This is a genomic window from Yersinia antarctica, assembly GCF_056636475.1.
In genome coordinates, this window is the sequence record NZ_JBSJQF010000001.1 from 4,523,789 (window position 1) to 4,549,023 (window position 25,235).

Sequence of the window (25,235 nt, forward strand, 5' to 3'; positions counted from 1 at the left end):
ATCAAGGCGTAGCGAGCGAAAGGAGTTTGGGTACGCCCTGCGCGCAGAACCCGGAGCGTATATGTAATACGTGAGGAGTTCGAGCACAGCGCAAACCCAAAATCCGCACGCGCAGTAGCCGTTAATTTAACGTCCGCTGGGAGAAGCGCTGCTTACGGCGATAGGCAAAAACATCCTCCACATGCCCGTCCCTAATACGCTGCTGCAACCCACGCCAATAGCTGGCGTGAAACAGGTCGCTGTGCATCTCCTCAAAAAAATGCCGTATTTTCAGATCAGTGCATAAGAAATGACGAAACTCTTCAGGGAATACATCATTGGGCGATACGCTATACCACGGCTCGCTGGCCATCTCATCTTCCGGGTAGCGCGCTGGCGGAATATCGCGGAAATTCACCTCTGTCATATAGCAAATTTCATCGTAATCATAGAACACCACGCGACCATGGCGGGTCACACCAAAGTTCTTAAATAACATATCACCGGGGAAGATATTTGCCGCAGCCAACTGCTTAATGGCATTACCATACTCCTCGATAGCATCCTTTAGTTGCTGATCATTGGCCTGCTCCATATAAAGGTTCAATGGCGTCATCCGCCGCTCCATATAGAGATGCTTAATAATGATTTGGTCGCCTAAATCTTCTAACTTTTCCGGCACTTCCCGTTGTAGTTCGGCCAGTAACTCCGGGCTTATCCGCTGCTTATCAATAACAAAATTCTCATACTCTTGAGTATCCGCCATGCGCCCGACGCGGTCATGCTCTTTAACCAATTGATAGCACTCTAAAACTCGTGCCTGGCTGACCTCTTTTTGCGGCGCAAACTGATCCTTAATGACCTTAAATACCCGATCAAATGACGGTAGGGTAAACACCAGCATCACCATGCCTTTAACCCCTGGGGCGATAATAAACTGTTCACTGGATTGATGAACAAAGGTGAGGTATTCACGATAACTTTCAGTTTTGCCGTGTTTCTGGCAACCAATTGCCATATACAGCTCAGCTGTCGATTTACCCGGTAATATTTCCCGTAGCCATTCCACCATTGCCGCTGGCAGCGGGGCATAAACCATAAAGTAAGAGCGAGCAAAACCGAACACAATGCTGGCCTCCGCTTTACCGGTGAGGCAAGTATCAATAAATAGGGCGCCAGATTCATTGTGATGGATGGGGAGCAGGAAGGGATAAACCCCTTCAGCCAACCGCAACTTACCGACTAACCAAGCCGCTTTATTGCGATAAAACAGTTCATTAGCGATTTGAAACCGTGCGCCTATCAGTTGCTCATCAGGGAATGCTTGCCGAAGAGCCTCTGTGATATAGCCGATATCACGCGGCAGATCTTCCCACGGCAAACGTAGCGGCAAATCACTAAGAACCATCTGCAACATGCCACTCAGATCCCCTTTTGGGGAAAAATCGCGCGCTAACGGGCGGGGGATCTCACGAAAGCGCCGCTCCGGTTGCGAGCTGAAAACAAACAGCTTATCCGGCGTTAAATCACGGTGCTTAAACAAGCGGCAGTAAACAGAATTAAAAAAACTCTCCGCAATTTCAAAACGCGGGTAATCCGGCAACAACTCGGTGTAGATCTCTTTTACCCGTGCCAGAAATTCTGCATCAAAACAGCGCTGATCGGTGATGTGCTTTAGTTGCTCAACCACCAGACCGACATGGTGGTCATAGAGGTGAATACGCTTCTTCATCGCCTGCTGAACGGCATGCCAGTCCGCCTGCTCAAAACGGTGTTGAGCGCTGGCAGTAACCTCTAGAAAGCGACCATATTGTGCATCGAAGCCCTGCAAGATTGTCTGAGCGATTAATCGTTCCAGTTTTACCGCCATACTCACCCCCGCCATACGGAACAGAGCCTGCATATGCAGGCTCCTGAAAGACACGCGTTCAATCAAACCGCATTTAGAATTGCTGTTCTTCCGTCGAGCCAGTCAATGCCGTCACCGATGATTCGCCACCCTGAATGATATTGGTGACTTTATCAAAGTAGCCCGTACCCACTTCTTGCTGATGGGATGCAAAGGTATAACCGCGCTCAGCTGATACAAATTCTGGCTGCTGCACTTTCTCAACATAGTGCTTCATGCCTTCGCCCTGCGCATAAGCATGGGCTAAATCAAACATGTTGAACCACATGCTGTGGATGCCTGCCAGGGTAATAAACTGGTATTTGTAACCCATCGCCGACAGATCATCCTGGAAGCTGGCAATCTGCTGGTCGGTCAGATTCTTTTTCCAGTTAAATGATGGCGAGCAGTTATAAGCCAATAATTTACCAGGGAATTTCGCATGAATCGCCTGCGCGAAGCGTTTAGCCAGTTCCAGGTCCGGCGTAGAGGTTTCACACCAGACCAAATCAGCATAAGGGGCATAGGCCAAACCACGGCTGATCGCTTGCTCAATACCGGCATGTGTGCGGAAGAAGCCTTCGGCTGTGCGCTCGCCGGTCACGAATTCACTGTCATATGGGTCGCAATCAGAAGTCAGTAAATCAGCCGCATCGGCATCAGTACGGGCAATCAACAAGGTTGGCACACCCAGAACATCGGCGGCTAAACGGGCAGCAACCAATTTTTGAATCGCTTCTTGAGTCGGCACCAACACCTTACCGCCCATATGACCACATTTCTTCACCGCAGCCAGTTGGTCTTCAAAATGCACCCCCGCCGCGCCAGCTTCAATCATAGCTTTCATCAATTCAAAAGCATTCAGCACACCACCAAAACCGGCTTCAGCATCAGCCACAATCGGCAGGAAATAGTCGGTATACCCTTTGCTACCCGGTTCAATATTATTCGACCACTGAATCTGATCCGCGCGGCGGAAGCTATTATTAATTCTTTTAACCACCGCAGGGACCGAGTCGACTGGATATAACGACTGATCGGGATACATGCTAGAGGCGGTATTCGCATCGGCGGCAACCTGCCAGCCCGACAGATAAATTGCCTCAACACCGGCTTTCGCTTGTTGCAGAGCCTGACCACCGGTTAACGCACCGAGACAGTTGATATACCCTTTGCGCGCACCACCATGCAGTAATTCCCACAGTTTATGTGCTCCGTGCTGCGCCAGCGTGCATTCAGGATTTACTGAACCGCGCAGTTTAATCACCTCTTCTGCGCTATATGGTCGGGTGATACCTTTCCAGCGCGGCGATGTCCATTCCTGTTCCAACTGCTGAATTTGTTGAGTACGAGAGGTAGTCATGGCGATATTCCTTATTATTCAATTTTGTAGGGTTAAATAGGGTGTGATACCCAAAGTCATTGGAGTTGCAGGTAGGCAGCAAGCGAACGAATCCCGATGAGCTGACACAAGTCAGTGATTCGGGTGAACGAACGTAGCTAACACCGCTGCGGCTTCAAGGACGAAGGGTGTTTTAGGCCAGTAATGCATAGCCTGGTAGCGTCAGGAAGTCGATAAGCTCGTCTTGTGTTGTAATTCGCTCCATCAGACGCGCGGCTTCTTCAAACCGCCCGCCATCAAAGCGCTCTGCGCCAAGCTCAAGCTTCACTACCTGCATTTCTTCACTCAACATGCTGCGGAACAGTTCTTTGGTCACCGTCTGGCCATTACTCAAGCTTTTCTGGTGATGGATCCATTGCCAAATAGAAGTACGCGAAATCTCTGCTGTTGCGGCATCTTCCATCAGGCCATAAATTGGTACGCACCCATTGCCAGAGATCCATGCCTCAATATATTGCACTGCCACCCGAATATTGGCTCGCATCCCTTCTTCAGTACGATCGCCAGTGCAAGGCTCCAATAACTCAGCAGCCGTGATCGGTTTATCCTGATCACGCGTGACCTCTAACTGATTTGGCCGTGAACCTAATACCCGATTGAAGACCTCCATCACGGTATCTGCCAGCCCTGGGTGCGCAACCCAAGTACCGTCATGGCCATTGCTGGCTTCCAACTCTTTGTCAGCACGAACTTTATCCAGTACCAGAGCATTCTTTTCTGCATCTTTATTCGGGATAAAGGCCGCCATGCCGCCCATCGCCAACGCACCACGCTTATGACATGTCTTGATCAGCAGGCGAGAGTAGGCACTGAGGAAAGGTTTCGTCATCGTCACTGACTGGCGATCCGGTAATACACGATCACTGTGATTCTTCAGCGTTTTGATATAACTAAAGATATAGTCCCAACGGCCACAATTGAGAGCAACAATATGATGGCGCAGGTGGTAGAGGATCTCGTCCATCTGGAATACTGCGGGTAATGTTTCAATTAATACCGTGGCTTTGATGGTGCCTTGTGGTAAATCGAAACGTTGCTCAGTAAAGTTGAAAACATCACTCCACCAGGCGGCTTCCTGATAGGATTGCATTTTTGGTAAATAAAAATAAGGGCCGCTACCTTTGGCCAGTAATTGCTTATAGTTATGGTAGAAATACAATGCGAAATCGAATAAGCCTCCGGGGATTGCTTCCCCTTGCCATTTAACATGTTTCTCTGGCAAGTGCAGGCCGCGAACCCGGGCAATCAATACGGCAGGATTAGGTTTTAACTGATAAATTTTGCCAGATTCATTTGCATAAGAAATTGTGCCTTTTACCGCATCACGCAGGTTAATTTGACCCTCGATAACCTTATCCCAGCTCGGTGCTAATGAATCTTCAAAATCGGCCATAAAGACTTTCACATTGGCATTGAGGGCATTAATCACCATCTTGCGCTCAACCGGCCCGGTGATTTCCACTCTGCGGTCACGTAAGTCTGTAGGAATACCTTGAATCTTCCAGTCACCATCACGAATGGAATTGGTTTCCGAAATAAAATCAGGTAAAGCACCCTGATCAATGGTCTGTTGCCACGATGCCCGTGCAGCAAGGAGTTTGTTCCTCGGCTCAGCAAACTTCACCACCAATTCGGTCAAAAATTCGATGGCCTCATCTGGCAAAACTTGCCGCTCAGCAGCATTAAAATGCGGTGTGAAAACTAACTCCGTGCCAACTAACTGTTGTGTCATTACCCTTCCCCTTACCAATCTCACTTCATTCACATCAACGCTAACGTAGCGTCACTCTTGGATTCTTATCGGGTAATGCCTTCCGGCTGGAAATTTAAGGCTGGATTTCATGGTTATTTTTCACCCCGACAGGACTAAGAATAATCAATTAATCATTAAAATCAAAAACGATTTCCATTTTTATTTAAAATATTTTTTTAATCTTTATTTATCATATTGTTAACATAGGTATGTGTTATAGACAGATAGGAATAGGCTTCCATTACTAGCGTTTTTCGAAGATAACTCATTGTTTAGCAAAGAGATCAGACCAGTTTATCGAAGGGGAATAAGCTTTTTTACTGGGGAATAATAGACAGGCGGCATCGATTCAGCCGCCTTTATTAACATTTGAGGTGATAAAAAGTCAGTCGAGCGTAGGATTCATATGGCGCAAATCAAATGGGGTGATTTGGTACACGTAGTAGTTCAGCCAGTTCGCAAACAGCAGATGACCGTGGCTACGCCACGATGCTTTTGGTGGTAAAGAAGCATCGTCATCAGGGAAGTAATTGAGTGGAACTTGTGGGTTAAGACCGGCGGCCACATCACGCTGATATTCACCCGCTAGCGTGTCGACGTCGTATTCAGGATGACCGGTAACAAAAGCCACTCGCTTATCTTTACTGGCAAACAAATAAGCTCCAGCCTCTTCTGATGAGACTAGGATATCCAAATCTGTATATTGCTTAAGCACCTCAAGTGGGAAATCGGCATAGCGAGAATGAGGTGCCAGGAATGTTTCATCAAACCCTCGGGTGAGTAGTGCCAGTGGCTCTCGAGTTTGGTGTTGGTAAATACCAGAGAGTTTGACCTCGCGAGTCATCTTAGGAATGCCATACAGGATATTTAAGGCCGCCTGTACCGCCCAGCATACGAACAAGGTTGAGGTCACGTGGTCCTTTGCCCAAGCAATAATACGCTCGATCTGTGGCCAGTATGCGACGTCACAAAAATCAACTAAACCGAGAGGTGCGCCAGTCACGATCAACCCATCAAAATTCTGATCCTGGATATCTTCAAAGTCACAGTAGAAGTTATTCAGATGCTCTGCTGGCGTATTTTTTGACTCACGGCTATCAATGCGCAGCAATTGGATATCAATCTGTAAGGGTGAGTTAGAGAGTAAACGTAGGAATTGATTCTCCGTCTCAATTTTTTTAGGCATTAGATTCAGAACCAACACCTTCAGGGGACGAATTTCCTGAGTTTTCGCGCGCGATGAGGTCATCACAAAGACATTCTCATTGCGTAAGAAACTCACTGCGGGTAATTCATCAGGAACCCTAATTGGCATGCCTATATCCTCAATATATCCGTTTATACGTTTAGACTTCTAGATGCCTGAAGATAGCGGGTTTTCAGTAAAAAGTCGAGTGATCTGCCACAACCTGAAAATGTTTCATTACCACCATCTCAATAGCACTTAGTGCAGTGAACAGTCGGCATATATTTTCGATACTGCCAAAATGCAAAAACCCTCTACAAATGCAGAGGGTTATCATTTTCTATGACTCTATTTTTGAGGGCTATCTGTGATTTAGCTACATTTTCAGCATACAACAAACTCGTCACTAACATCTATTTTCGGATAGCACAAAAGCAAAAACCCCACGCTTTTGGCATGGGGTCTTTACTTGATTTGATACCTGGCAGTGTCCTACTCTCGCATGGGGAGACCCCACACTACCATCGGCGCTACGGCGTTTCACTTCTGAGTTCGGCATGGGGTCAGGTGGGACCACCGCGCTATTGCCGCCAGGTAAATTCTTTTCTACTACTACCGAACTTTAGCCCATGTAACTGGTGCTGATACCCAGAGTCGAACTGGGGACCTCACCCTTACCAAGGGTGCGCTCTACCAACTGAGCCATATCAGCACAACTAAATTTGATGCCTGGCAGTGTCCTACTCTCGCATGGGGAGACCCCACACTACCATCGGCGCTACGGCGTTTCACTTCTGAGTTCGGCATGGGATCAGGTGGGACCACCGCGCTAAGGCCGCCAGGCAAATTCTGTCTAAACTAACCCGCTATGTAATCCTACACACAGCCAGCAAGCCCAATCTCGGAACTTCGCTGAAAATTTCTATCTCTCAAATCTAAAACACCTTTGGTGTTGTAAGGTTAAGCCTCACGGATCATTAGTACTGGTTAGCTCAATGCATCGCTGCACTTACACACCCAGCCTATCAACGTCATAGTCTTTAACGTTCCTTCAGGGGGCTTAAAGCCCCAGGGAAGACTCATCTCGAGGCAAGTTTCCCGCTTAGATGCTTTCAGCGGTTATCTCTTCCGAATTTAGCTACCGGGCAATGCCATTGGCATGACAACCCGAACACCAGTGATTCGTCCACTCCGGTCCTCTCGTACTAGGAGCAGCCCCTCTCAATCTTCCAACGCCCACGGCAGATAGGGACCGAACTGTCTCACGACGTTCTAAACCCAGCTCGCGTACCACTTTAAATGGCGAACAGCCATACCCTTGGGACCTACTTCAGCCCCAGGATGTGATGAGCCGACATCGAGGTGCCAAACACCGCCGTCGATATGAACTCTTGGGCGGTATCAGCCTGTTATCCCCGGAGTACCTTTTATCCGTTGAGCGATGGCCCTTCCATTCAGAACCACCGGATCACTAAGACCTACTTTCGTACCTGCTCGAGCCGTCACTCTCGCAGTCAAGCTAGCTTATGCCTTTGCACTAACCTCACGATGTCCGACCGTGATTAGCTAACCTTCGTGCTCCTCCGTTACTCTTTGGGAGGAGACCGCCCCAGTCAAACTACCCACCAGACACTGTCCTCACCCCGGATCACGGGGCCGAGTTAGAACATCAAACATTAAAGGGTGGTATTTCAAGGTTGGCTCCATGCAGACTGGCGTCCACACTTCAATGCCTCCCACCTATCCTACACATCAAGGCTCAATGTTCAGTGTCAAGCTATAGTAAAGGTTCACGGGGTCTTTCCGTCTTGCCGCGGGTACACTGCATCTTCACAGCGAGTTCAATTTCACTGAGTCTCGGGTGGAGACAGCCTGGCCATCATTACGCCATTCGTGCAGGTCGGAACTTACCCGACAAGGAATTTCGCTACCTTAGGACCGTTATAGTTACGGCCGCCGTTTACTGGGGCTTCGATCAAGAGCTTCGCCTTGCGGCTGACCCCATCAATTAACCTTCCAGCACCGGGCAGGCGTCACACCGTATACGTCCACTTTCGTGTTTGCACAGTGCTGTGTTTTTATTAAACAGTTGCAGCCAGCTGGTATCTGCGACTGGCTTCGGCGCCGGGAGCAAGTCCCATTACCTAATGCCAGCGTGCCTTCTCCCGAAGTTACGGCACCATTTTGCCTAGTTCCTTCACCCGAGTTCTCTCAAGCGCCTGAGTATTCTCTACCTGACCACCTGTGTCGGTTTGGGGTACGATTTAATGTTACCTGATGCTTAGAGGCTTTTCCTGGAAGCTTGGCATCAACTACTTCACCACCGTAGTGGCTCGTCATCACACCTCAGCGTTGATAAGCAACCGGATTTACCAAGTCGCTCCGCCTACATGCTTAAACCGGGACAACCGTCGCCCGGCTAGCCTAGCCTTCTCCGTCCCCCCTTCGCAGTAACACCAAGTACAGGAATATTAACCTGTTTCCCATCGACTACGCTTTTCAGCCTCGCCTTAGGGGTCGACTCACCCTGCCCCGATTAACGTTGGACAGGAACCCTTGGTCTTCCGGCGTGCGGGTTTTTCACCCGCATTATCGTTACTTATGTCAGCATTCGCACTTCTGATACCTCCAGCAACCCTCACAGGTCACCTTCAACGGCTTACAGAACGCTCCCCTACCCAACAACGCCTAAGCGTCGCTGCCGCAGCTTCGGTGCATGGTTTAGCCCCGTTACATCTTCCGCGCAGGCCGACTCGACCAGTGAGCTATTACGCTTTCTTTAAATGATGGCTGCTTCTAAGCCAACATCCTGGCTGTCTATGCCTTCCCACATCGTTTCCCACTTAACCATGACTTTGGGACCTTAGCTGGCGGTCTGGGTTGTTTCCCTCTTCACGACGGACGTTAGCACCCGCCGTGTGTCTCCCGTGATAACATTCTTCGGTATTCGGAGTTTGCATCGGTTTGGTAAGTCGGGATGACCCCCTAGCCGAAACAGTGCTCTACCCCCGAAGATGAGTTCACGAGGCGCTACCTAAATAGCTTTCGGGGAGAACCAGCTATCTCCCGGTTTGATTGGCCTTTCACCCCCAGCCACAAGTCATCCGCTAATTTTTCAACATTAGTCGGTTCGGTCCTCCAGTTAGTGTTACCCAACCTTCAACCTGCCCATGGCTAGATCACCGGGTTTCGGGTCTATACCTTGCAACTAGACGCCCAGTTAAGACTCGGTTTCCCTACGGCTCCCCTATTCGGTTAACCTTGCTACAAAATATAAGTCGCTGACCCATTATACAAAAGGTACGCAGTCACCCAACAAAGTAGGCTCCCACTGCTTGTACGTACACGGTTTCAGGTTCTATTTCACTCCCCTCGCCGGGGTTCTTTTCGCCTTTCCCTCACGGTACTGGTTCACTATCGGTCAGTCAGGAGTATTTAGCCTTGGAGGATGGTCCCCCCATATTCAGACAGGATGTCACGTGTCCCGCCCTACTCATCGAGTTCACAGCAAGTGTGTTTTGGTGTACGGGACTATCACCCTGTACCGTGCGACTTTCCAGACGCTTCCACTAACACACAAACTGATTCAGACTCTGGGCTCTTCCCCGTTCGCTCGCCGCTACTGGGGGAATCTCGGTTGATTTCTTTTCCTCGGGGTACTTAGATGTTTCAGTTCCCCCGGTTCGCCTTGCATGGCTATGTATTCACCATGCAATAGTGCAACGAATTGCACTGGGTTTCCCCATTCGGGTATCGTCGGTTGTAACGCTTCATATCAGCTTACCGACGCTTTTCGCAGATTAGCACGCCCTTCATCGCCTCTGACTGCCTAGGCATCCACCGTGTACGCTTAGTCGCTTAACCTCACAACCCAAAGGTGTTTTTCGTTATTGGTGTGGCTGTGAACACACTCTGCTATGTTGTGCAGTGCGCGCAATCCTCATGAATGTTAAGTTCACTCCGGTTGCTGTGCGCTGTACGCCTTGCTGAGTGTCTTCTCGCTCACACTGCAACAATGATTACCCATTGGCATTGCGATTATTGAGAGACTCTAATACAGGTTAATCCTTACCTCAGTAATTCTACGGAGAGATAAGTTTCAGCTGTAATGTTTCAATTTTCAGCTTGTTCCAGATTGTTAAAGAGCAATATTTCACAACACACTGTGCCTTACGACCGCAGTACGTTTTGAAATAGTTTTTTTATATGGTGGAGCTAAGCGGGATCGAACCGCTGACCTCCTGCGTGCAAGGCAGGCGCTCTCCCAGCTGAGCTATAGCCCCATATAAAAAGCAAAATACCTTATCGGCATAACTCATTCTCAGACAAGGCGCAGTCACGCGACGTTTATGGGTATAAACGAGTGTGTCTGTAACGCACTATGAGGATGAGTTGGTGGGTCTGAGTGGACTTGAACCACCGACCTCACCCTTATCAGGGGTGCGCTCTAACCACCTGAGCTACAGACCCAACAAGGTACTAAAGCCCGACTAATCTCTCAGTCCGGCCTTATTTGCTCGTTACTTTCTATCAGACAATCTGTGTGGACACTACGCAATGCGTATCGTTAGGTAAGGAGGTGATCCAACCGCAGGTTCCCCTACGGTTACCTTGTTACGACTTCACCCCAGTCATGAATCACAAAGTGGTAAGCGCCCTCCCGAAGGTTAAGCTACCTACTTCTTTTGCAACCCACTCCCATGGTGTGACGGGCGGTGTGTACAAGGCCCGGGAACGTATTCACCGTAGCATTCTGATCTACGATTACTAGCGATTCCGACTTCATGGAGTCGAGTTGCAGACTCCAATCCGGACTACGACAGACTTTATGTGGTCCGCTTGCTCTCGCGAGTTCGCTTCACTTTGTATCTGCCATTGTAGCACGTGTGTAGCCCTACTCGTAAGGGCCATGATGACTTGACGTCATCCCCACCTTCCTCCGGTTTATCACCGGCAGTCTCCCTTGAGTTCCCACCATTACGTGCTGGCAACAAAGGATAAGGGTTGCGCTCGTTGCGGGACTTAACCCAACATTTCACAACACGAGCTGACGACAGCCATGCAGCACCTGTCTCACAGTTCCCGAAGGCACCGAAGCATCTCTGCTAAGTTCTGTGGATGTCAAGAGTAGGTAAGGTTCTTCGCGTTGCATCGAATTAAACCACATGCTCCACCGCTTGTGCGGGCCCCCGTCAATTCATTTGAGTTTTAACCTTGCGGCCGTACTCCCCAGGCGGTCGACTTAACGCGTTAGCTCCGGAAGCCACGCCTCAAGGGCACAACCTCCAAGTCGACATCGTTTACAGCGTGGACTACCAGGGTATCTAATCCTGTTTGCTCCCCACGCTTTCGCACCTGAGCGTCAGTCTTTGTCCAGGGGGCCGCCTTCGCCACCGGTATTCCTCCAGATCTCTACGCATTTCACCGCTACACCTGGAATTCTACCCCCCTCTACAAGACTCTAGCTTGCCAGTTTCAAATGCAGTTCCCACGTTAAGCGCGGGGATTTCACATCTGACTTAACAAACCGCCTGCGTGCGCTTTACGCCCAGTAATTCCGATTAACGCTTGCACCCTCCGTATTACCGCGGCTGCTGGCACGGAGTTAGCCGGTGCTTCTTCTGCGAGTAACGTCAATCAATCGTGCTATTAACACGACTGCCTTCCTCCTCGCTGAAAGTGCTTTACAACCCGAAGGCCTTCTTCACACACGCGGCATGGCTGCATCAGGCTTGCGCCCATTGTGCAATATTCCCCACTGCTGCCTCCCGTAGGAGTCTGGACCGTGTCTCAGTTCCAGTGTGGCTGGTCATCCTCTCAGACCAGCTAGGGATCGTCGCCTAGGTGAGCCATTACCCCACCTACTAGCTAATCCCATCTGGGCACATCCGATGGCGTGAGGCCCTAAGGTCCCCCACTTTGCTCTTGCGAGGTCATGCGGTATTAGCTACCGTTTCCAGTAGTTATCCCCCTCCATCAGGCAGTTTCCCAGACATTACTCACCCGTCCGCCGCTCGCCGGCAAAGTAGTAAACTACTTCCCGCTGCCGCTCGACTTGCATGTGTTAGGCCTGCCGCCAGCGTTCAATCTGAGCCATGATCAAACTCTTCAATTTAAGATTTGTTTGATTTGCTGCTAATAAAAGCAGCGATGCTCAAAGATTACTTTCTGCAAATATGCATTCGAACCGAAGTTCAAATGTGTACTGCTTTGGTCACTCTTCAAGACTTTGATATTTCTTCTGCCTGCCGAAACAGGCTTCGATATCGTCTTGCGAGTGCCCACACAGATTGTCTGATAAATTGTTAAAGAGCAGTGCGTTAGCAACCGGTGGTTGGTAACGCGAGGTGCGCATATTACGCTTTCCTCATTCAGAGTCAACTACTAATTTCGTTGAATTTCTCTGTTCTCTTTGCCGGTCACTTAACTACTTGATTCGTTGTGTGCCGTCTCGATGGATGCGCATTATAGGGAGTTCCGCGCCGCCCGCAACCGCTAATTTCAATAAAAATGACTGTTTGCTGCATTCCACAGCAAAACCCCGCTTTATACCCAGTTGTGCACAAACTTATCCACAGATTGAATCTGCACTCAAAATTGACGAGCATCACGCAATCGTTTTCGCTACAATTCCCCGCGGCGAAAAAGAGTGACCTTGTCGGCAAAATATCGATGACATGATGTGATTTTTTATAAAACTGGGGAATACCACTCAGGATAAAGCGTATTTTATTGTGGTAGAGGATGAATCGCCCTGCTGAAAGCAGCAAAGAGTGGCATTGCTCCCTATTTGGGACGTTATCTGAGTTTGTTCCTCTCTATATAGTTATCTATATAAGAAGGTAGGATTCAGATAACGCTCTATTGAATGATTGCGAAGAATAACTGCGACTCCAAAGCCAAGGGATAAAACCATGCAACAACGCCGCCCAATCCGCCGTGCTCTACTCAGTGTGTCTGACAAAGCCGGTATCATCGAATTCGCCGCCGCACTTTCTCAGCGTGGCATCGAGTTACTTTCCACCGGTGGAACTGCCCGCCTGCTGGCCGATGCGGGTCTGCCCGTCACTGAGGTTTCTGACTATACCGGTTTCCCGGAAATGATGGACGGACGCGTTAAAACGTTGCATCCAAAAGTGCATGGCGGCATTTTGGGCCGTCGTGGTCAGGATGATGGCATCATGGCTCAACATGATATTCAGCCAATTGATATTGTTGTCGTGAATCTATATCCGTTCGCTCAGACAGTTGCTCGCCCAGATTGCTCACTGGAAGATGCAGTTGAGAATATCGATATCGGTGGCCCTACCATGGTGCGCTCCGCCGCCAAGAACCATAAAGATGTCGCTATCGTGGTCAAGAGTAGTGACTACCCCGCCATTATTACTGAGCTAGATAATAATGAGGGTTCGTTGACGTATCCAACCCGCTTTGATCTGGCTATCAAGGCGTTTGAACATACCGCCGCCTACGACAGCATGATCGCCAACTACTTCGGCGCGCTGGTGCCAGCTTATCATGGTGACACAGAGCAACCATCAGGCCGCTTCCCACGCACACTGAATCTTAACTATATAAAGAAACAAGATATGCGCTACGGTGAAAACAGCCACCAGCAAGCGGCTTTCTATATAGAAGAAGAGGTTAAAGAGGCATCTGTGGCTACCGCACAGCAATTACAGGGTAAAGCGCTCTCCTATAACAACATCGCAGATACCGATGCGGCGTTAGAATGTGTGAAAGAGTTCAGTGAGCCTGCCTGTGTGATCGTCAAACATGCCAACCCATGCGGCGTGGCGATTGCTGATTCTCTGCTCGCCGCTTATGAAAAAGCCTATAAAACTGACCCAACCTCTGCTTTCGGCGGCATTATTGCCTTTAACCGTGAATTGGATGCCGAAACCGCCAGCGCCATTATCAGCCGCCAGTTTGTTGAAGTCATTATTGCACCCGCGGTCAGCACAGAAGCACTGGCATTGCTCGCCGCCAAACAAAATGTCCGTGTTCTGACCTGTGGCCAGTGGCAGGAGCGTGCTACCGGTCTGGACTTCAAACGCGTCAATGGTGGTTTGCTGGTCCAAGACCGCGATTTAGGTATGGTGACTGCAGCCGATCTGCGTGTGGTGTCCAAGCGCCAGCCGACGGAGCAAGAACTGCGTGATGCACTGTTCTGCTGGAAAGTAGCCAAGTTCGTAAAATCCAATGCCATTGTCTATGCGCGCGACAATATGACTATCGGTATAGGCGCAGGCCAAATGAGCCGTGTCTATTCTGCCAAAATCGCTGGTATCAAAGCAGCGGATGAAGGATTAGAAGTGGCCGGTTCTGCCATGGCCTCCGATGCTTTCTTCCCGTTCCGTGACGGTATCGATGCTGCTGCATCTGTCGGGATCAGTTGTGTTATCCAACCGGGCGGTTCAATCCGTGACGATGAAGTCATTGCTGCGGCTGATGAGCATGGCATCGCTATGATCTTTACCGACATGCGCCATTTCCGCCATTAATTAACCCGCTTAACGGAGTCATCTGATGAATATTTTGATTATTGGTAATGGCGGGCGTGAACATGCGCTGGGCTGGAAAGCAGCACAGTCGCCTTTAGCGGGCAAAATTTATGTCGCACCGGGCAATGCCGGCACAGCGCTAGAATCTGGTTTAGAAAATGTCGATATCGCGGCAACGGATATTGCGGGTCTGTTGGCCTTTGCCCAGAACCATGATATTGGCCTGACCATTGTCGGCCCGGAAGCACCGTTAGTTATTGGTGTGGTTGATGCTTTCCGCGCAGCCGGTTTGACCATTTTTGGGCCAACGCAAGCCGCGGCTCAGTTGGAAGGATCTAAAGCTTTCACGAAAGACTTCCTGGCGCGCCACAATATCCCAACTGCGTTTTACCAGAACTTCACCGAGGTGGAGCCTGCTTTAGCCTATGTTCGTGAAATCGGTGCACCGATCGTGATTAAGGCTGATGGGCTGGCCGCCGGTAAAGGCGTGATTGTTGCGATGACGTTGGAAGAAGCAGAAACCGCCGTTCATGACATGCTGGCAGGCAATGCCTTTGGTGATGCAGGCCACCGTATCGTGGTGGAAGAGTTTCTCGACGGCGAAGAAGCCAGCTTTATCGTGATGGTTGATGGTGAAAATGTATTACCAATGGCCACCAGCCAGGACCATAAGCGGGTTGGCGATGGTGATACCGGCCCGAATACCGGTGGTATGGGGGCATATTCCCCGGCACCGGTAGTCACTGATGAAGTTCATCAGCGAGTGATGGAAAGTGTTATCTGGCCGACAGTGCGCGGTATGGCGGCAGAAGGTAATGTCTATACCGGCTTCCTCTATGCCGGTCTGATGATTTCCGCTGACGGGCAACCAAAAGTGATTGAGTTCAACTGTCGCTTTGGTGACCCGGAAACTCAACCCATCATGCTACGCATGCGTTCAGACTTGGTTGAATTGTGCTTAGCCGGTGCGCAAGGCAAATTGAATGAGAAGACCTCTGACTGGGATGAGCGCCCATCGCTGGGTGTGGTGTTGGCCGCTGGCGGTTATCCGGCAGATTATCGCCACGGTGATGTCATTCATGGATTACCACAGCAGGAGGTAGCTGACGGTAAAGTGTTCCACGCCGGAACCAAACTGAATGGCAATAATGAAGTCGTCACTAGCGGCGGTCGCGTATTGTGTGTAACTGCGCTGGGTGCCACCGTCGCCCAGGCACAGCAAAACGCGTATCGGTTAGCTGAAAATATTCAGTGGGAAGGGGCTTTCTACCGTAAAGACATTGGTTATCGGGCGATTGCTCGCGGTAAATAAATCTACCCTTGTATTCTACGGGCGCAGCTTGCTGTGCCCTGCTTCTTATCAGGTCTCACAAACTACCGGCTGTCGGCTCCCAGCGGCAGAAGTCCTGATTGGCAACCAACAGCAATTGCTGACCCTCCGACGAATCCAACCACGCGACGCCCAGAGGTTGCGCACTGCCCTCTCCCCGTTTGCTCAGCCATGCCTGTGAGTTATCGTCAACTTTCAATCGCAACGTCTTCTTATCACAGGTGGTAACCACACCATCTCGCCACTGTCCCTGAATTAACCTGACATTTCCGGCGCGCAGTGCACTGCTCTGTTCGAGAATTCGTTTCGCTTCCAACTGATAGACCGCGATATTATCCGCAGAGAGCTGCTCACGCCGTTCGGCCAACTGGCGCTGCATAAAACTCACCTGTCCTTGTTCATCAAAACGCAGCTCGACGCTCTGCGGGTTATGACCCAAATCGTTGCGCCGAATTTCCCGCAAAATGCCATTTTGATATTCGTAGAAGGTTACGCGAGTGTTGTCCCCGGAATAGGGGCTGTAGACGCTCATCAGCACTTGTGGCTGCTGCTGCGCATTATCCTGACGCCATAAACGAACGACACCGCTATCGGCGATATATCCGCTGGCACTAAATTGAGGGGAACCTGACTGACTGCTACAGGCGCTGAGACCAAAGGCTAAACCGAGGGTCATCAGCACCCGCTGCATAAACAAAAGGGGCTTTGCCACCCCCCTGCTTATTATTTTCACTGACACACTATTAAGATTTAACAGAATCTTTCAGTGCTTTACCAGAAACAAACGCTGGCACATTAGCTGCAGCAATTTTGATTTCTTTACCAGTCTGTGGGTTGCGGCCAGTGCGCTCATTACGATGGTTTACCTTGAAAGTACCAAAACCAACCAATTGTACTGGATCACCGTCTTTCAGAGATTCGGTAATTGCAGCCAGTGTGGATTCCAAAGCAGCTTTAGCTTGTGCTTTAGAAAGGTCCGCTTTGTCCGCGATTACGTCAATCAGTTGAGTCTTATTCATAAGTTATCCTTACAGTGTGTTTATCGTTTGCAAAGCATCGAGTGCGACGGATATGCCGATGGACAGCACTCTCCTGCATACACGCCCCGATAGCCACTTTTTTTCGCCCCCCAAATGTAGAACAGACAGGGGGCAGATGTGAAGCCTTAAGACGTGACAAATCAGGCGTTAAATCACGTTTTCTTGCCTTATTGCGTTAAATTTATGCCAATGTTGCTAACAGCCGCTTCCCGCAGGTCAGATCGTAGCCCTTTTATCAGATCTAAGTCGCGCTCTTCACAGTCAGCTAACAGACGGAAAATCTCCCATTGGATATCCCATTCTTCTTCAATCGCAGGCAAAATTTTCAGTTCTTCATCGGTCATTTCTTTACCGGCCAACGTCATTTCCAACATTGCAACGGTACGAATTGATGCTTCGCTGATAGCGACAGCATGTTCCAGTGTTTCACCACTCAAACGCGAATGGATGGCCTCGCCCAATGCAATACAGGCATCGATGGCAGGATAAACACCGTAGATAGCATAGTCATCGGCTGAAGGAATTGCCTCTTCCAGCTTCTCTAACTGGCTATCAAAGTTAACTTTTGCGTCTTTTACGACCAAAGTTTCCCAGATCAGGTCCAGAATACGCCGGTAAACAGCCGGGTCGCCAAATTCAGTTTCCAGACAAAATTGCTGATAGTTGGGATACATCCGCTCGCATAAGCAAGCCATGAAAGTCAGGTGTTGCCAACTTTCCAGCTTCTCGAGACGTAGATGAATCGGATTACGTATCATTATAAGTTCTCATTATTCATTATCTGCGCGGCAGTGTACCCGAAATTAAATCATATCCCTATGGTTGCCAAGTAAATCAGGATTTTTCCGCACCCAACGCTGAAATTGCGGGCGGTTTGAGGCGATAGCATCAGCCCAACGGGTTGGCTCAGGCAAACGGTAGCCCGCCATGCAAGCCTGTACCCACGCCAAAGCACTGCTAACACTGACCCGATGACCGGGCGAGATAAACAGTGGATTGCAACGGACTTTGCTACGCCACACCCAGCCAAGTTGCTCATCACCATCAATGAGTGGTTGTAATGCGCCGTTATCGCTCTCTAGCGGCAGAGAGTGCCCACACAGGCGACTTTTGGCGACACCAATGGTCGGGACATCAACCAACAGCCCAAAATGGCTGGCAACGCCTAAACGACGCGGATGTGCGATACCTTGCCCATCAACAAACACCAGTTGAGGCCGTTGCTGCAACTGCCCCCAGGCGGCTAATAATGCAGGATATTCACGGAAAGAGAGTAAACCGGGGATATACGGCAGTGAAGTTGCCACGCGGGCAACCTGATATTCCACCAGTTCTAGCGAGGGATAACGCAAAATCGCGATAGCAGCACGGGTAATCTCCCCCTGCTGCTCAAAACCAACATCCGCACCGGCAATAAAGTGCACTGACCCACTATCAAAATCATCGTGAAGAATAATTTCAGATGCTCGTTGTAACTGTTCTGCCCGTAACGCTTTGGTATCTATCATCGGCCAACCTCCCTCGAGCTTGAAGCTACAGTACGGTTACCTGCCGCCCCAATGACTTTGGGTATAAGCGATTAGTTTTGATGATAAGGCTTTGATAATGTATGCACTGCATCAACAAAAGCCCCTGCATGTTCTGGCGGGACATCCTGATGAATGCCGTGCCCCAGATTAAACACATGCCCTTCACCCTGGCCAAAACTTGCGAGAATAGTACTCACTTCCTGCTCAATACGGGCAGGTGGTGCGTATAGCACAGAGGGGTCCATATTGCCTTGCAGAGCGACCTTATCACCCACCCGACGGCGCGCATCGCCGATATCCGTGGTCCAATCCAACCCTAATGCATCACAACCGGTAGCAGCCATTGCTTCCAGCCATTGCCCGCCACCTTTGGTGAACAAGGTCACCGGCACCCGACGCCCGTCGTTTTCGCGGATCAGGCCATCGACGATTTTATGCATGTAGTTCAAGGAGAATTCAAGATAATCACGCCCTGTCAGTACCCCACCCCAAGTATCAAACACCATCACAGATTGAGCGCCAGCTTTGATTTGCGCATTGAGATACAAGATGACGCTATCGGCCAGTTTATCCAGTAGCAGATGCAGGGTTTGCGGCTCGGCATACATCATTTTCTTCAGTTTGGTAAACGCTTTGCTACTACCACCTTCAACCATATAGGTTGCCAGCGTCCATGGGCTGCCGGAAAAACCAATTAATGGCACCGCACCTTTCAGCTCACGGCGAATGGTTCTTACCGCGTTCATCACATAACCTAATTCCTCTTCTGGGTCGGGAATGGGTAACTTTTCGACGTCGGCGCGACAAGTAATCGGGGATTGGAAGCCTGGGCCTTCACCGGTTTCAAAATAGAGCCCCAGCCCCATAGCATCGGGGATGGTCAGAATGTCTGAAAACAGAATCGCGGCGTCCAATGGATAGCGACGTAATGGCTGCATCGTCACTTCACAAGCCAGTTCCGCATTTTTGCACAGCGACATAAAATCCCCGGCAACCGCGCGGGTAGCTTTATATTCCGGCAAATAACGGCCCGCCTGACGCATCATCCATACCGGCGTTACATCTACCGGTTGACGCAATAAGGCTCGCAGATAGCGATCGTTTTTCAACTCATTCATGGTGGAGCTCCCTTAATTATCTGGCGGCCATCTTTTAGCGGACCATATTGTAGCATGTCAGATAATACTTTCCTGCTAACTGCCGCCGCTATTAAGGGCGTGATAATGACTCACTCTCGTGGGGTTTAAACTGCGTCGGCTATGAGGTTAGCGCTTCAGCACTCCCTTCTGATTAGATCAACTCACGGTGCTCGCGGCATAACACCACGGTATCTTCAATTAATCGTCGTGCTACGGTGCCTGGCGGCGGCAGTAATGGCAATTGGTCATAACGATACCAACCGGCATTTAGCAGCTCTTTAGGGTCATGTCGCAATTCACCACTGTCATACTCGGCCATAAACGCCATCATCAGTGAATGGGGGAACGGCCAAGGCTGTGATGTTACGTAGCGCAGATTTTTAATGTGAATATTACTTTCTTCTAAAACTTCACGGGAAACCGCCTGCTCCAGAGTCTCACCCACTTCGACAAAGCCTGCCAATACGGTATTAATGCCGCCACGATGCCGTACATGCTGCGCCAATAAAATTTCATCATCACGGCGAATGGCAACAATCACACAAGGGGCGACTTGTGGGTAATAGCGCTCACGGCAGTGATTACACAGACAAGCCCACTCGGAACGGCTGGCCTGCATTTGGTGACCGCAATAACCACAAAAACGGTGAGAACGATAAAACTCTGCCAGTTGCACACCACGCCCAGCCAATTGGAACAAGCCGCGATCCACATCCAGTAATTGCCGCACGGAACCCATATCAGTAGACATCATCTGACGGATCAACCATACCGCCTGCCCTTGCCATTCACCGATTTGCCTTGCCGTTGCGCCCTGCAATGACCAATTAGCGGCATTACCTTGTGGTAACTCCCCTTTCGGCAACCATAATTTGTTTTCATGACTGACAATCCACCAGCCACTTTCTTTACCTGTAAGTTGTAGTTCCATATCGTTGTTGCACAACCTCGACTTCACTGGCAATCTAGAATCCGGCTTGTTACATTTTTGTAACCCACTATTACTTTTCCTTACTCACGGGGTCGTTCATGCTCAACCGACTAGAAAGCCTGACTCAACGCGTTGGCGGCAGTAATGAATTAATTGATCAATGGCTTCATGCGCGTAAAGAACTGTTAGTTTCATATTGCACAGTGATCGGTATTAAGCCGCAAAAAGAAAAGCATACCCCGCTTAACGAAAAAGCGCTGGAGAACTTTTGCCATAATTTAGTGGATTATCTCTCTTCCGGGCATTTTCATATCTATGACAGAATTATCAAACAGGTGGAAGGCGCGTCTAGCCCAAAAATGGCGCTGACGACCAAAGTGTATCCTGCGTTAAAAAATAATACTCAAACGATCATGACATTCCATGATCGTTATACCAACATTGAGATCGATCAGGACAGTTGTATCGAGTTTCAACAAGCATTATCTGATATCGGCGAAGCCCTTGATGCCCGTTTCCGCTTGGAAGATCAATTGATTCAATGGGCAGCCGAGTCATGGCAAGCCGCCCAGCCAGTTATTCAAACAGGGCCGGTAAAATAGCCCGCTGAACAGCACGGGCTTGTAGTTTTAATTCAACCTCATATACTGGGGTTTCTTGTCGGAGTGCCTAGCACCTGTTTTCTTAGGAAAGCAAACGCAGGCTGAGACCGTTAATTCGGGATCCGCGGAACCTGATCGGGTTAATACCCGCGAAGGGAACAAGAGTAATTTATCGCTACAGGCCCGGTCTCTATCCTTACAGGTAGCTGCCGGTTACTGGCCAACATCGTTACTCCCGCCAAGCTCCAGACAAGCAATTTTCCCTATAAACCACACTGGTAGGAATTGCTATGTCTAATAATACAACCACTAAAAGTTCATCACGCCCACGTAAACCTATTCCACGTAAACAACAACGTGAACAAGCTCAACAGTTTATTGATACTTTGCAAGGTGTCACTTTCCCCAACTCCCAACGTATTTACCTACAAGGCTCACGGCCAGATATTCTGGTACCGATGCGCGAAATCCAGCTCAGTCCGACACTGATTGGCGGTGGCAAAGACGCACCACGCTATGAAGATAACGAAGCCATCCCGGTGTATGACACTTCCGGCCCATATGGTGACTCAAATGCCAAACTGGATGTTCACAGCGGGTTACCCAAATTACGCGATAGCTGGATAGCTGAACGCCAGGATAGCGCCGCACTGACCTCTGTCAGCTCTGGCTTCACCCAACAACGTTTGGCCGACGAAGGCTTGGATCATTTGCGTTTTGAGCATCTGCCACACCCGAAGAAAGCCATCACAGGCAAATGCGTCACCCAACTGCATTACGCCCGTCAGGGTATCATCACGCCAGAGATGGAGTTTATCGCGCTGCGAGAAAATATGGGCCGTGAACGTATTCGTGGTGAGGTACTACGCCAGCAGCATCCAGGACAGGCTTTTGGCGCTAACCTGCCAGAAAATATCACTGCCGAATTTGTACGTCAGGAAGTGGCGGCGGGCCGAGCTATCATTCCCGCCAATATAAACCATCCAGAATCTGAGCCGATGATTATTGGTCGTAACTTTTTAGTGAAAGTGAATGCCAATATCGGTAACTCTGCGGTGACCTCCTCCATCGAAGAGGAAGTAGAAAAACTGGTGTGGTCAACCCGCTGGGGTGCCGATACCGTGATGGACCTGTCCACTGGCCGCTATATCCATGAAACCCGTGAATGGATCCTACGTAACAGCCCGGTCCCTATTGGTACCGTTCCTATCTATCAGGCGCTGGAAAAAGTAAATGGTGTGGCCGAGAACCTAACCTGGGAAATGTTCCGTGACACACTGTTAGAGCAGGCCGAGCAAGGGGTGGATTACTTTACTATCCATGCCGGTGTGTTGTTGCGCTATGTACCGATGACCGCCAAACGCTTGACCGGTATCGTCTCCCGTGGTGGTTCAATTATGGCGAAGTGGTGCCTTTCCCATCATCAGGAAAACTTCCTGTATCAGCATTTTCGCGAAATCTGCCAGATCTGTGCGGCCTATGATGTCTCACTGTCACTGGGTGATGGCCTACGCCCTGGTTCCATTCAGGATGCCAATGATGAAGCCCAGTTCGCTGAGCTGCATACCTTGGGTGAATTGACCAAAATCGCCTGGGAATATGATGTCCAGGTGATGATTGAAGGCCCCGGTCATGTGCCGATGCAGATGATTCGCCGCAATATGACGGAAGAGTTGGAACACTGCCATGAAGCGCCATTCTATACCTTAGGCCCGCTAACTACGGATATTGCGCCGGGTTATGATCATTTCACTTCAGGTATTGGGGCCGCCATGATTGGTTGGTTCGGTTGCGCCATGTTGTGTTACGTCACACCGAAAGAACATCTTGGCCTGCCTAATAAAGAGGATGTGAAACAAGGTCTTATTACTTATAAAATCGCCGCCCATGCCGCAGACTTGGCCAAAGGCCACCCCGGTGCGCAGATCCGCGATAACGCCATGTCGAAAGCGCGCTTTGAATTCCGCTGGGAAGATCAGTTCAATCTGGCGCTTGATCCAGAAACCGCACGAGCCTATCACGACGAAACCCTACCGCAGGAGTCCGGCAAAGTGGCCCACTTCTGCTCAATGTGCGGGCCGAAATTCTGCTCGATGAAAATCTCTCAGGAAGTCCGCGACTATGCCGCTACGCAAGAACAGGCTGTGACGCAAGAGCTAGCAGCGACACAAGAAACAGCAGCCCAACCGATCGAAATTTTACAATCAGGTATGGAACAGATGTCAGCGGAGTTCCGCTCTCGCGGCAGCGAGCTGTATCACAGCCCCGTTAACCTCAAGAGCGAGGCCAATAATGAACCTGTCTAATCATGCCTCATTTTCTGCAAAGAAAGGTTTCCCTGCGACGGTACAGCGTCTTGGTCTCTATCCCGTCGTCGATAGCCTACTTTGGATAGAGCGCCTGCTTGCCGCAGGTGTAACCACAATACAACTACGTATCAAAGAGTTAGATGATGCGCAGGTAGAACAAGACATTGCCGCTGCCATAGCGTTAGGCAAACGCTATCAGGCACGCTTATTTATCAATGATTATTGGCGGCTGGCGATTAAGCATGGTGCCTATGGTGTTCATCTGGGTCAGGAAGATTTGGAAACAGCCGACTTGGCCGCGATTCAGCAAGCTGGATTACGGCTGGGCGTATCAACCCATGATGAGCAGGAACTGGCGATAGCTAAAGCTGTCCGGCCCTCTTATATCGCCATGGGCCACATCTTCCCCACACAAACCAAGCAAATGCCGTCATCACCACAAGGGTTGACGGTACTCAAGCAGATGGTCGACAACACGCCAGGCTACCCGACCGTTGCCATCGGCGGTATCAGCATTGAGCGCGTACCGGCGGTCCTGGCCACGGGTGTCGGTAGTGTAGCGGTCGTCAGTGCCATTACCCTGAGTGACGATTGGCAGCAGGCAACAGCACAATTACTGCACCTGATTGAGGGCAAGGAGCTGGCTGATGACAAACAAGTATGAGTTGAGTGACAGCGAATTCTTGCGCTACAGCCGCCAGTTATTACTGGAGGATATCGGCCCTGAGGGCCAGTTGAAGCTGAAAAGTGCCTGTGTGCTGATTATCGGCCTTGGCGGCCTTGGTTCGCCTGCTGCGCTCTATTTGGCGGCAGCCGGTGTCGGTAAGCTATTACTGGCTGATGATGACCAACTGGAACTGACCAATTTACAGCGCCAAATCCTGTATCGCACCACAGATATCAGCCAAACATCCTCAGCTAATCAAAGTAAAGCACGGTTAGCCCAACGTCATTTGCAAAGCCTCAATCCGTTGATTGTAATTGTCCCATTTGATACGCGGCTGCTAGGTGCGGCATTGGCCGATGCGGTAGCTAACGCTGATTTGGTGCTGGATTGCAGCGACAACATGGAGACGCGCCATCAGGTAAATTCAGCCTGTATCACTGCACAAAAACCATTAATTAGCGGTAGTGCCGTGGGATTCAGCGGGCAATTGCTGGTGATTGAGCCGCCTTATTCTCAAGGCTGCTACACCTGTCTATATCCCGATAAAGAATTACCACAACGTAACTGCCGTACTGCTGGCGTATTGGGGCCGGTGGTCGGCGTCATTGGTACCTTGCAAGCACTGGAGGCCATCAAGATGTTGGCAGGACTGCCGTCGGCACTGAGCGGGAAATTACGCTTATTCGATGGCAAGCAGCAGAGCTGGAGCACCCTGCAACTGACTCGGGCCAAGCATTGCCCTGCCTGCGGAGGTGCACAGTGAAAACGGGTTATATACAGATTGTGCTCAATGATCAGCCATTAGAAGTGGTGAGCAATATCACTGCGGCAATGCTGCTCAATCAGCTCAAACGCCACCAGCCGGGTACGGCTCTGGCAATTAATCAGGTCATCGTCCCCCGCACTGACTGGGAAAAATGCCAGTTACACGCGGGTGATAACATTTTGCTATTCCAAGCGATTGCCGGGGGCTGAC

General features: G+C 50.0%; 18 protein-coding genes, 3 tRNA genes, 4 rRNA genes and 1 riboswitch. Of the genes, 7 read left to right on the top strand and 18 right to left on the bottom strand.

The features are described 5' to 3' along the window. Nucleotides 1-121 precede the first annotated feature (121 nt). The 12 genes from aceK to ACWJJO_RS20925 form a co-directional block, all read right to left on the bottom strand. Nucleotides 122-1,849, bottom strand: coding sequence for a bifunctional isocitrate dehydrogenase kinase/phosphatase (gene aceK / locus ACWJJO_RS20870; RefSeq protein ID WP_420073466.1), 1,728 nt, complete (start codon nt 1,847-1,849; stop codon nt 122-124). A 73-nt stretch (nt 1,850-1,922) separates the two neighbouring features. Beyond that, entirely contained in the window at nt 1,923-3,230 is a 1,308-nt protein-coding gene (aceA, locus tag ACWJJO_RS20875) for an isocitrate lyase (RefSeq protein WP_481091491.1), read from the bottom strand. 172 nt (nt 3,231-3,402) lie between these two features. Then, the gene (gene aceB, locus ACWJJO_RS20880; RefSeq protein WP_372569728.1) at nt 3,403-5,001 is read right to left on the bottom strand and encodes a malate synthase A; all 1,599 of its coding nucleotides are present in this window, start codon (nt 4,999-5,001) and stop codon (nt 3,403-3,405) included. A gap of 406 nt (nt 5,002-5,407) precedes the next feature. After that, nucleotides 5,408-6,337, bottom strand: coding sequence for a homoserine O-acetyltransferase MetA (gene metA, locus ACWJJO_RS20885; RefSeq protein ID WP_372560358.1), 930 nt, complete (start codon nt 6,335-6,337; stop codon nt 5,408-5,410). 350 nt (nt 6,338-6,687) lie between these two features. After that, nucleotides 6,688-6,803, bottom strand: a 5S ribosomal RNA gene (gene rrf, locus ACWJJO_RS20890). A gap of 41 nt (nt 6,804-6,844) precedes the next feature. Continuing rightward, nucleotides 6,845-6,920, bottom strand: a tRNA-Thr gene (locus ACWJJO_RS20895). Nucleotides 6,921-6,935: 15 nt separating this feature from the next. Next, nucleotides 6,936-7,051 (bottom strand): 5S ribosomal RNA (gene rrf / locus ACWJJO_RS20900). Between the two features lie 113 nt (nt 7,052-7,164). Beyond that, a 23S ribosomal RNA gene (locus tag ACWJJO_RS20905) occupies nt 7,165-10,072 on the bottom strand. 343 nt (nt 10,073-10,415) lie between these two features. Continuing rightward, nucleotides 10,416-10,491: transfer RNA gene (locus tag ACWJJO_RS20910), tRNA-Ala, on the bottom strand. 110 nt (nt 10,492-10,601) lie between these two features. After that, nucleotides 10,602-10,678 (bottom strand) — tRNA-Ile (locus ACWJJO_RS20915). A gap of 102 nt (nt 10,679-10,780) precedes the next feature. Next, nucleotides 10,781-12,323 (bottom strand): 16S ribosomal RNA (locus tag ACWJJO_RS20920). Together the 16S, 23S and 5S rRNA genes with 3 tRNA genes alongside form the textbook arrangement of a ribosomal RNA operon. 99 nt (nt 12,324-12,422) lie before the next feature. Then, entirely contained in the window at nt 12,423-12,563 is a 141-nt protein-coding gene (locus ACWJJO_RS20925; RefSeq protein WP_162484277.1) for a hypothetical protein, read from the bottom strand. A 559-nt stretch (nt 12,564-13,122) separates the two neighbouring features. Here ACWJJO_RS20925 and purH point away from each other — a divergent pair. Together purH and purD are read left to right on the top strand one after the other, a co-directional pair. Beyond that, the gene (gene purH / locus ACWJJO_RS20930) at nt 13,123-14,712 is read left to right on the top strand and encodes a bifunctional phosphoribosylaminoimidazolecarboxamide formyltransferase/IMP cyclohydrolase (protein WP_481091492.1); all 1,590 of its coding nucleotides are present in this window, start codon (nt 13,123-13,125) and stop codon (nt 14,710-14,712) included. A gap of 25 nt (nt 14,713-14,737) precedes the next feature. Further along, nucleotides 14,738-16,024: a phosphoribosylamine--glycine ligase gene (gene purD / locus ACWJJO_RS20935; RefSeq protein ID WP_083162073.1), complete on the top strand. Its 1,287-nt coding sequence runs from the start codon at nt 14,738-14,740 to the stop codon at nt 16,022-16,024. Nucleotides 16,025-16,079: 55 nt separating this feature from the next. Here the strand turns inward: purD and ACWJJO_RS20940 are convergent, their stop codons facing one another. The 6 genes from ACWJJO_RS20940 to nudC all read right to left on the bottom strand — a co-directional run bounded on the left by ACWJJO_RS20940 (nt 16,080) and on the right by nudC (nt 20,681). After that, nucleotides 16,080-16,733 (bottom strand): DUF1481 domain-containing protein, encoded by a 654-nt coding sequence (locus ACWJJO_RS20940; RefSeq protein WP_102970519.1) that lies wholly within the window; start codon nt 16,731-16,733, stop codon nt 16,080-16,082. Between the two features lie 52 nt (nt 16,734-16,785). After that, entirely contained in the window at nt 16,786-17,061 is a 276-nt protein-coding gene (gene hupA, locus ACWJJO_RS20945; RefSeq protein ID WP_004876782.1) for a nucleoid-associated protein HU-alpha, read from the bottom strand. A 188-nt stretch (nt 17,062-17,249) separates the two neighbouring features. Beyond that, nucleotides 17,250-17,840, bottom strand: coding sequence for a YjaG family protein (locus ACWJJO_RS20950; RefSeq protein WP_005192306.1), 591 nt, complete (start codon nt 17,838-17,840; stop codon nt 17,250-17,252). A 45-nt stretch (nt 17,841-17,885) separates the two neighbouring features. Next, nucleotides 17,886-18,590 carry a deoxyribonuclease V gene (nfi, locus tag ACWJJO_RS20955; RefSeq protein WP_372569730.1) on the bottom strand — a complete coding sequence of 235 codons (705 nt, stop codon included), beginning with the start codon at nt 18,588-18,590 and terminating at the stop codon, nt 17,886-17,888. 71 nt (nt 18,591-18,661) lie between these two features. Next, a complete protein-coding gene (gene hemE / locus ACWJJO_RS20960; protein ID WP_481091493.1) occupies nt 18,662-19,729 on the bottom strand; it encodes a uroporphyrinogen decarboxylase in 1,068 nt (355 codons plus the stop codon). Nucleotides 19,730-19,901: 172 nt separating this feature from the next. Further along, nucleotides 19,902-20,681 (bottom strand): NAD(+) diphosphatase, encoded by a 780-nt coding sequence (gene nudC / locus ACWJJO_RS20965; protein WP_372560011.1) that lies wholly within the window; start codon nt 20,679-20,681, stop codon nt 19,902-19,904. Between the two features lie 98 nt (nt 20,682-20,779). Between nudC and rsd the strand changes: the two genes are divergently transcribed. The 5 genes from rsd (at nt 20,780) to thiS (ending at nt 25,234) form a co-directional block, all read left to right on the top strand. Beyond that, nucleotides 20,780-21,283, top strand: a complete 504-nt coding sequence (gene rsd, locus ACWJJO_RS20970) for a sigma D regulator (RefSeq protein WP_083162065.1) — start codon at nt 20,780-20,782, stop codon at nt 21,281-21,283. Nucleotides 21,284-21,332: 49 nt separating this feature from the next. Then, a riboswitch (TPP riboswitch) is annotated at nt 21,333-21,458 on the top strand. 115 nt (nt 21,459-21,573) lie between these two features. Further along, nucleotides 21,574-23,589: a phosphomethylpyrimidine synthase ThiC gene (thiC, locus tag ACWJJO_RS20975; RefSeq protein ID WP_102970518.1), complete on the top strand. Its 2,016-nt coding sequence runs from the start codon at nt 21,574-21,576 to the stop codon at nt 23,587-23,589. Further along, the gene (gene thiE, locus ACWJJO_RS20980) at nt 23,576-24,256 is read left to right on the top strand and encodes a thiamine phosphate synthase (RefSeq protein ID WP_083162063.1); all 681 of its coding nucleotides are present in this window, start codon (nt 23,576-23,578) and stop codon (nt 24,254-24,256) included. Before thiC ends, thiE begins: the two co-directional genes overlap by 14 nt. Then, nucleotides 24,240-25,022: a HesA/MoeB/ThiF family protein gene (locus ACWJJO_RS20985; protein WP_481091494.1), complete on the top strand. Its 783-nt coding sequence runs from the start codon at nt 24,240-24,242 to the stop codon at nt 25,020-25,022. The genes thiE and ACWJJO_RS20985 overlap by 17 nt, the downstream gene beginning before the upstream one ends. Further along, nucleotides 25,019-25,234 (top strand): sulfur carrier protein ThiS, encoded by a 216-nt coding sequence (gene thiS / locus ACWJJO_RS20990; RefSeq protein ID WP_083162059.1) that lies wholly within the window; start codon nt 25,019-25,021, stop codon nt 25,232-25,234. Before ACWJJO_RS20985 ends, thiS begins: the two co-directional genes overlap by 4 nt. Nucleotide 25,235 lies beyond the last annotated feature (1 nt).

Excerpts from the sequence above, each read along its gene's own strand:
- aceK (WP_420073466.1), bottom strand. The coding sequence starts at position 1,849 with ATGGCGGTAAAACTGGAACGATTAATCGCTCAGACAATCTTGCAGGGC.
- aceA (WP_481091491.1), bottom strand. The coding sequence starts at position 3,230 with ATGACTACCTCTCGTACTCAACAAATTCAGCAGTTGGAACAGGAATGG.
- aceB (WP_372569728.1), bottom strand. The coding sequence starts at position 5,001 with ATGACACAACAGTTAGTTGGCACGGAGTTAGTTTTCACACCGCATTTT.
- metA (WP_372560358.1), bottom strand. The coding sequence starts at position 6,337 with ATGCCAATTAGGGTTCCTGATGAATTACCCGCAGTGAGTTTCTTACGC.
- ACWJJO_RS20925 (WP_162484277.1), bottom strand. The coding sequence starts at position 12,563 with ATGCGCACCTCGCGTTACCAACCACCGGTTGCTAACGCACTGCTCTTT.
- purH (WP_481091492.1), top strand. The coding sequence starts at position 13,123 with ATGCAACAACGCCGCCCAATCCGCCGTGCTCTACTCAGTGTGTCTGAC.
- purD (WP_083162073.1), top strand. The coding sequence starts at position 14,738 with ATGAATATTTTGATTATTGGTAATGGCGGGCGTGAACATGCGCTGGGC.
- ACWJJO_RS20940 (WP_102970519.1), bottom strand. The coding sequence starts at position 16,733 with ATGCAGCGGGTGCTGATGACCCTCGGTTTAGCCTTTGGTCTCAGCGCC.
- hupA (WP_004876782.1), bottom strand. The coding sequence starts at position 17,061 with ATGAATAAGACTCAACTGATTGACGTAATCGCGGACAAAGCGGACCTT.
- ACWJJO_RS20950 (WP_005192306.1), bottom strand. The coding sequence starts at position 17,840 with ATGATACGTAATCCGATTCATCTACGTCTCGAGAAGCTGGAAAGTTGG.
- nfi (WP_372569730.1), bottom strand. The coding sequence starts at position 18,590 with ATGATAGATACCAAAGCGTTACGGGCAGAACAGTTACAACGAGCATCT.
- hemE (WP_481091493.1), bottom strand. The coding sequence starts at position 19,729 with ATGAATGAGTTGAAAAACGATCGCTATCTGCGAGCCTTATTGCGTCAA.
- nudC (WP_372560011.1), bottom strand. The coding sequence starts at position 20,681 with ATGGAACTACAACTTACAGGTAAAGAAAGTGGCTGGTGGATTGTCAGT.
- rsd (WP_083162065.1), top strand. The coding sequence starts at position 20,780 with ATGCTCAACCGACTAGAAAGCCTGACTCAACGCGTTGGCGGCAGTAAT.
- thiC (WP_102970518.1), top strand. The coding sequence starts at position 21,574 with ATGTCTAATAATACAACCACTAAAAGTTCATCACGCCCACGTAAACCT.
- thiE (WP_083162063.1), top strand. The coding sequence starts at position 23,576 with ATGAACCTGTCTAATCATGCCTCATTTTCTGCAAAGAAAGGTTTCCCT.
- ACWJJO_RS20985 (WP_481091494.1), top strand. The coding sequence starts at position 24,240 with ATGACAAACAAGTATGAGTTGAGTGACAGCGAATTCTTGCGCTACAGC.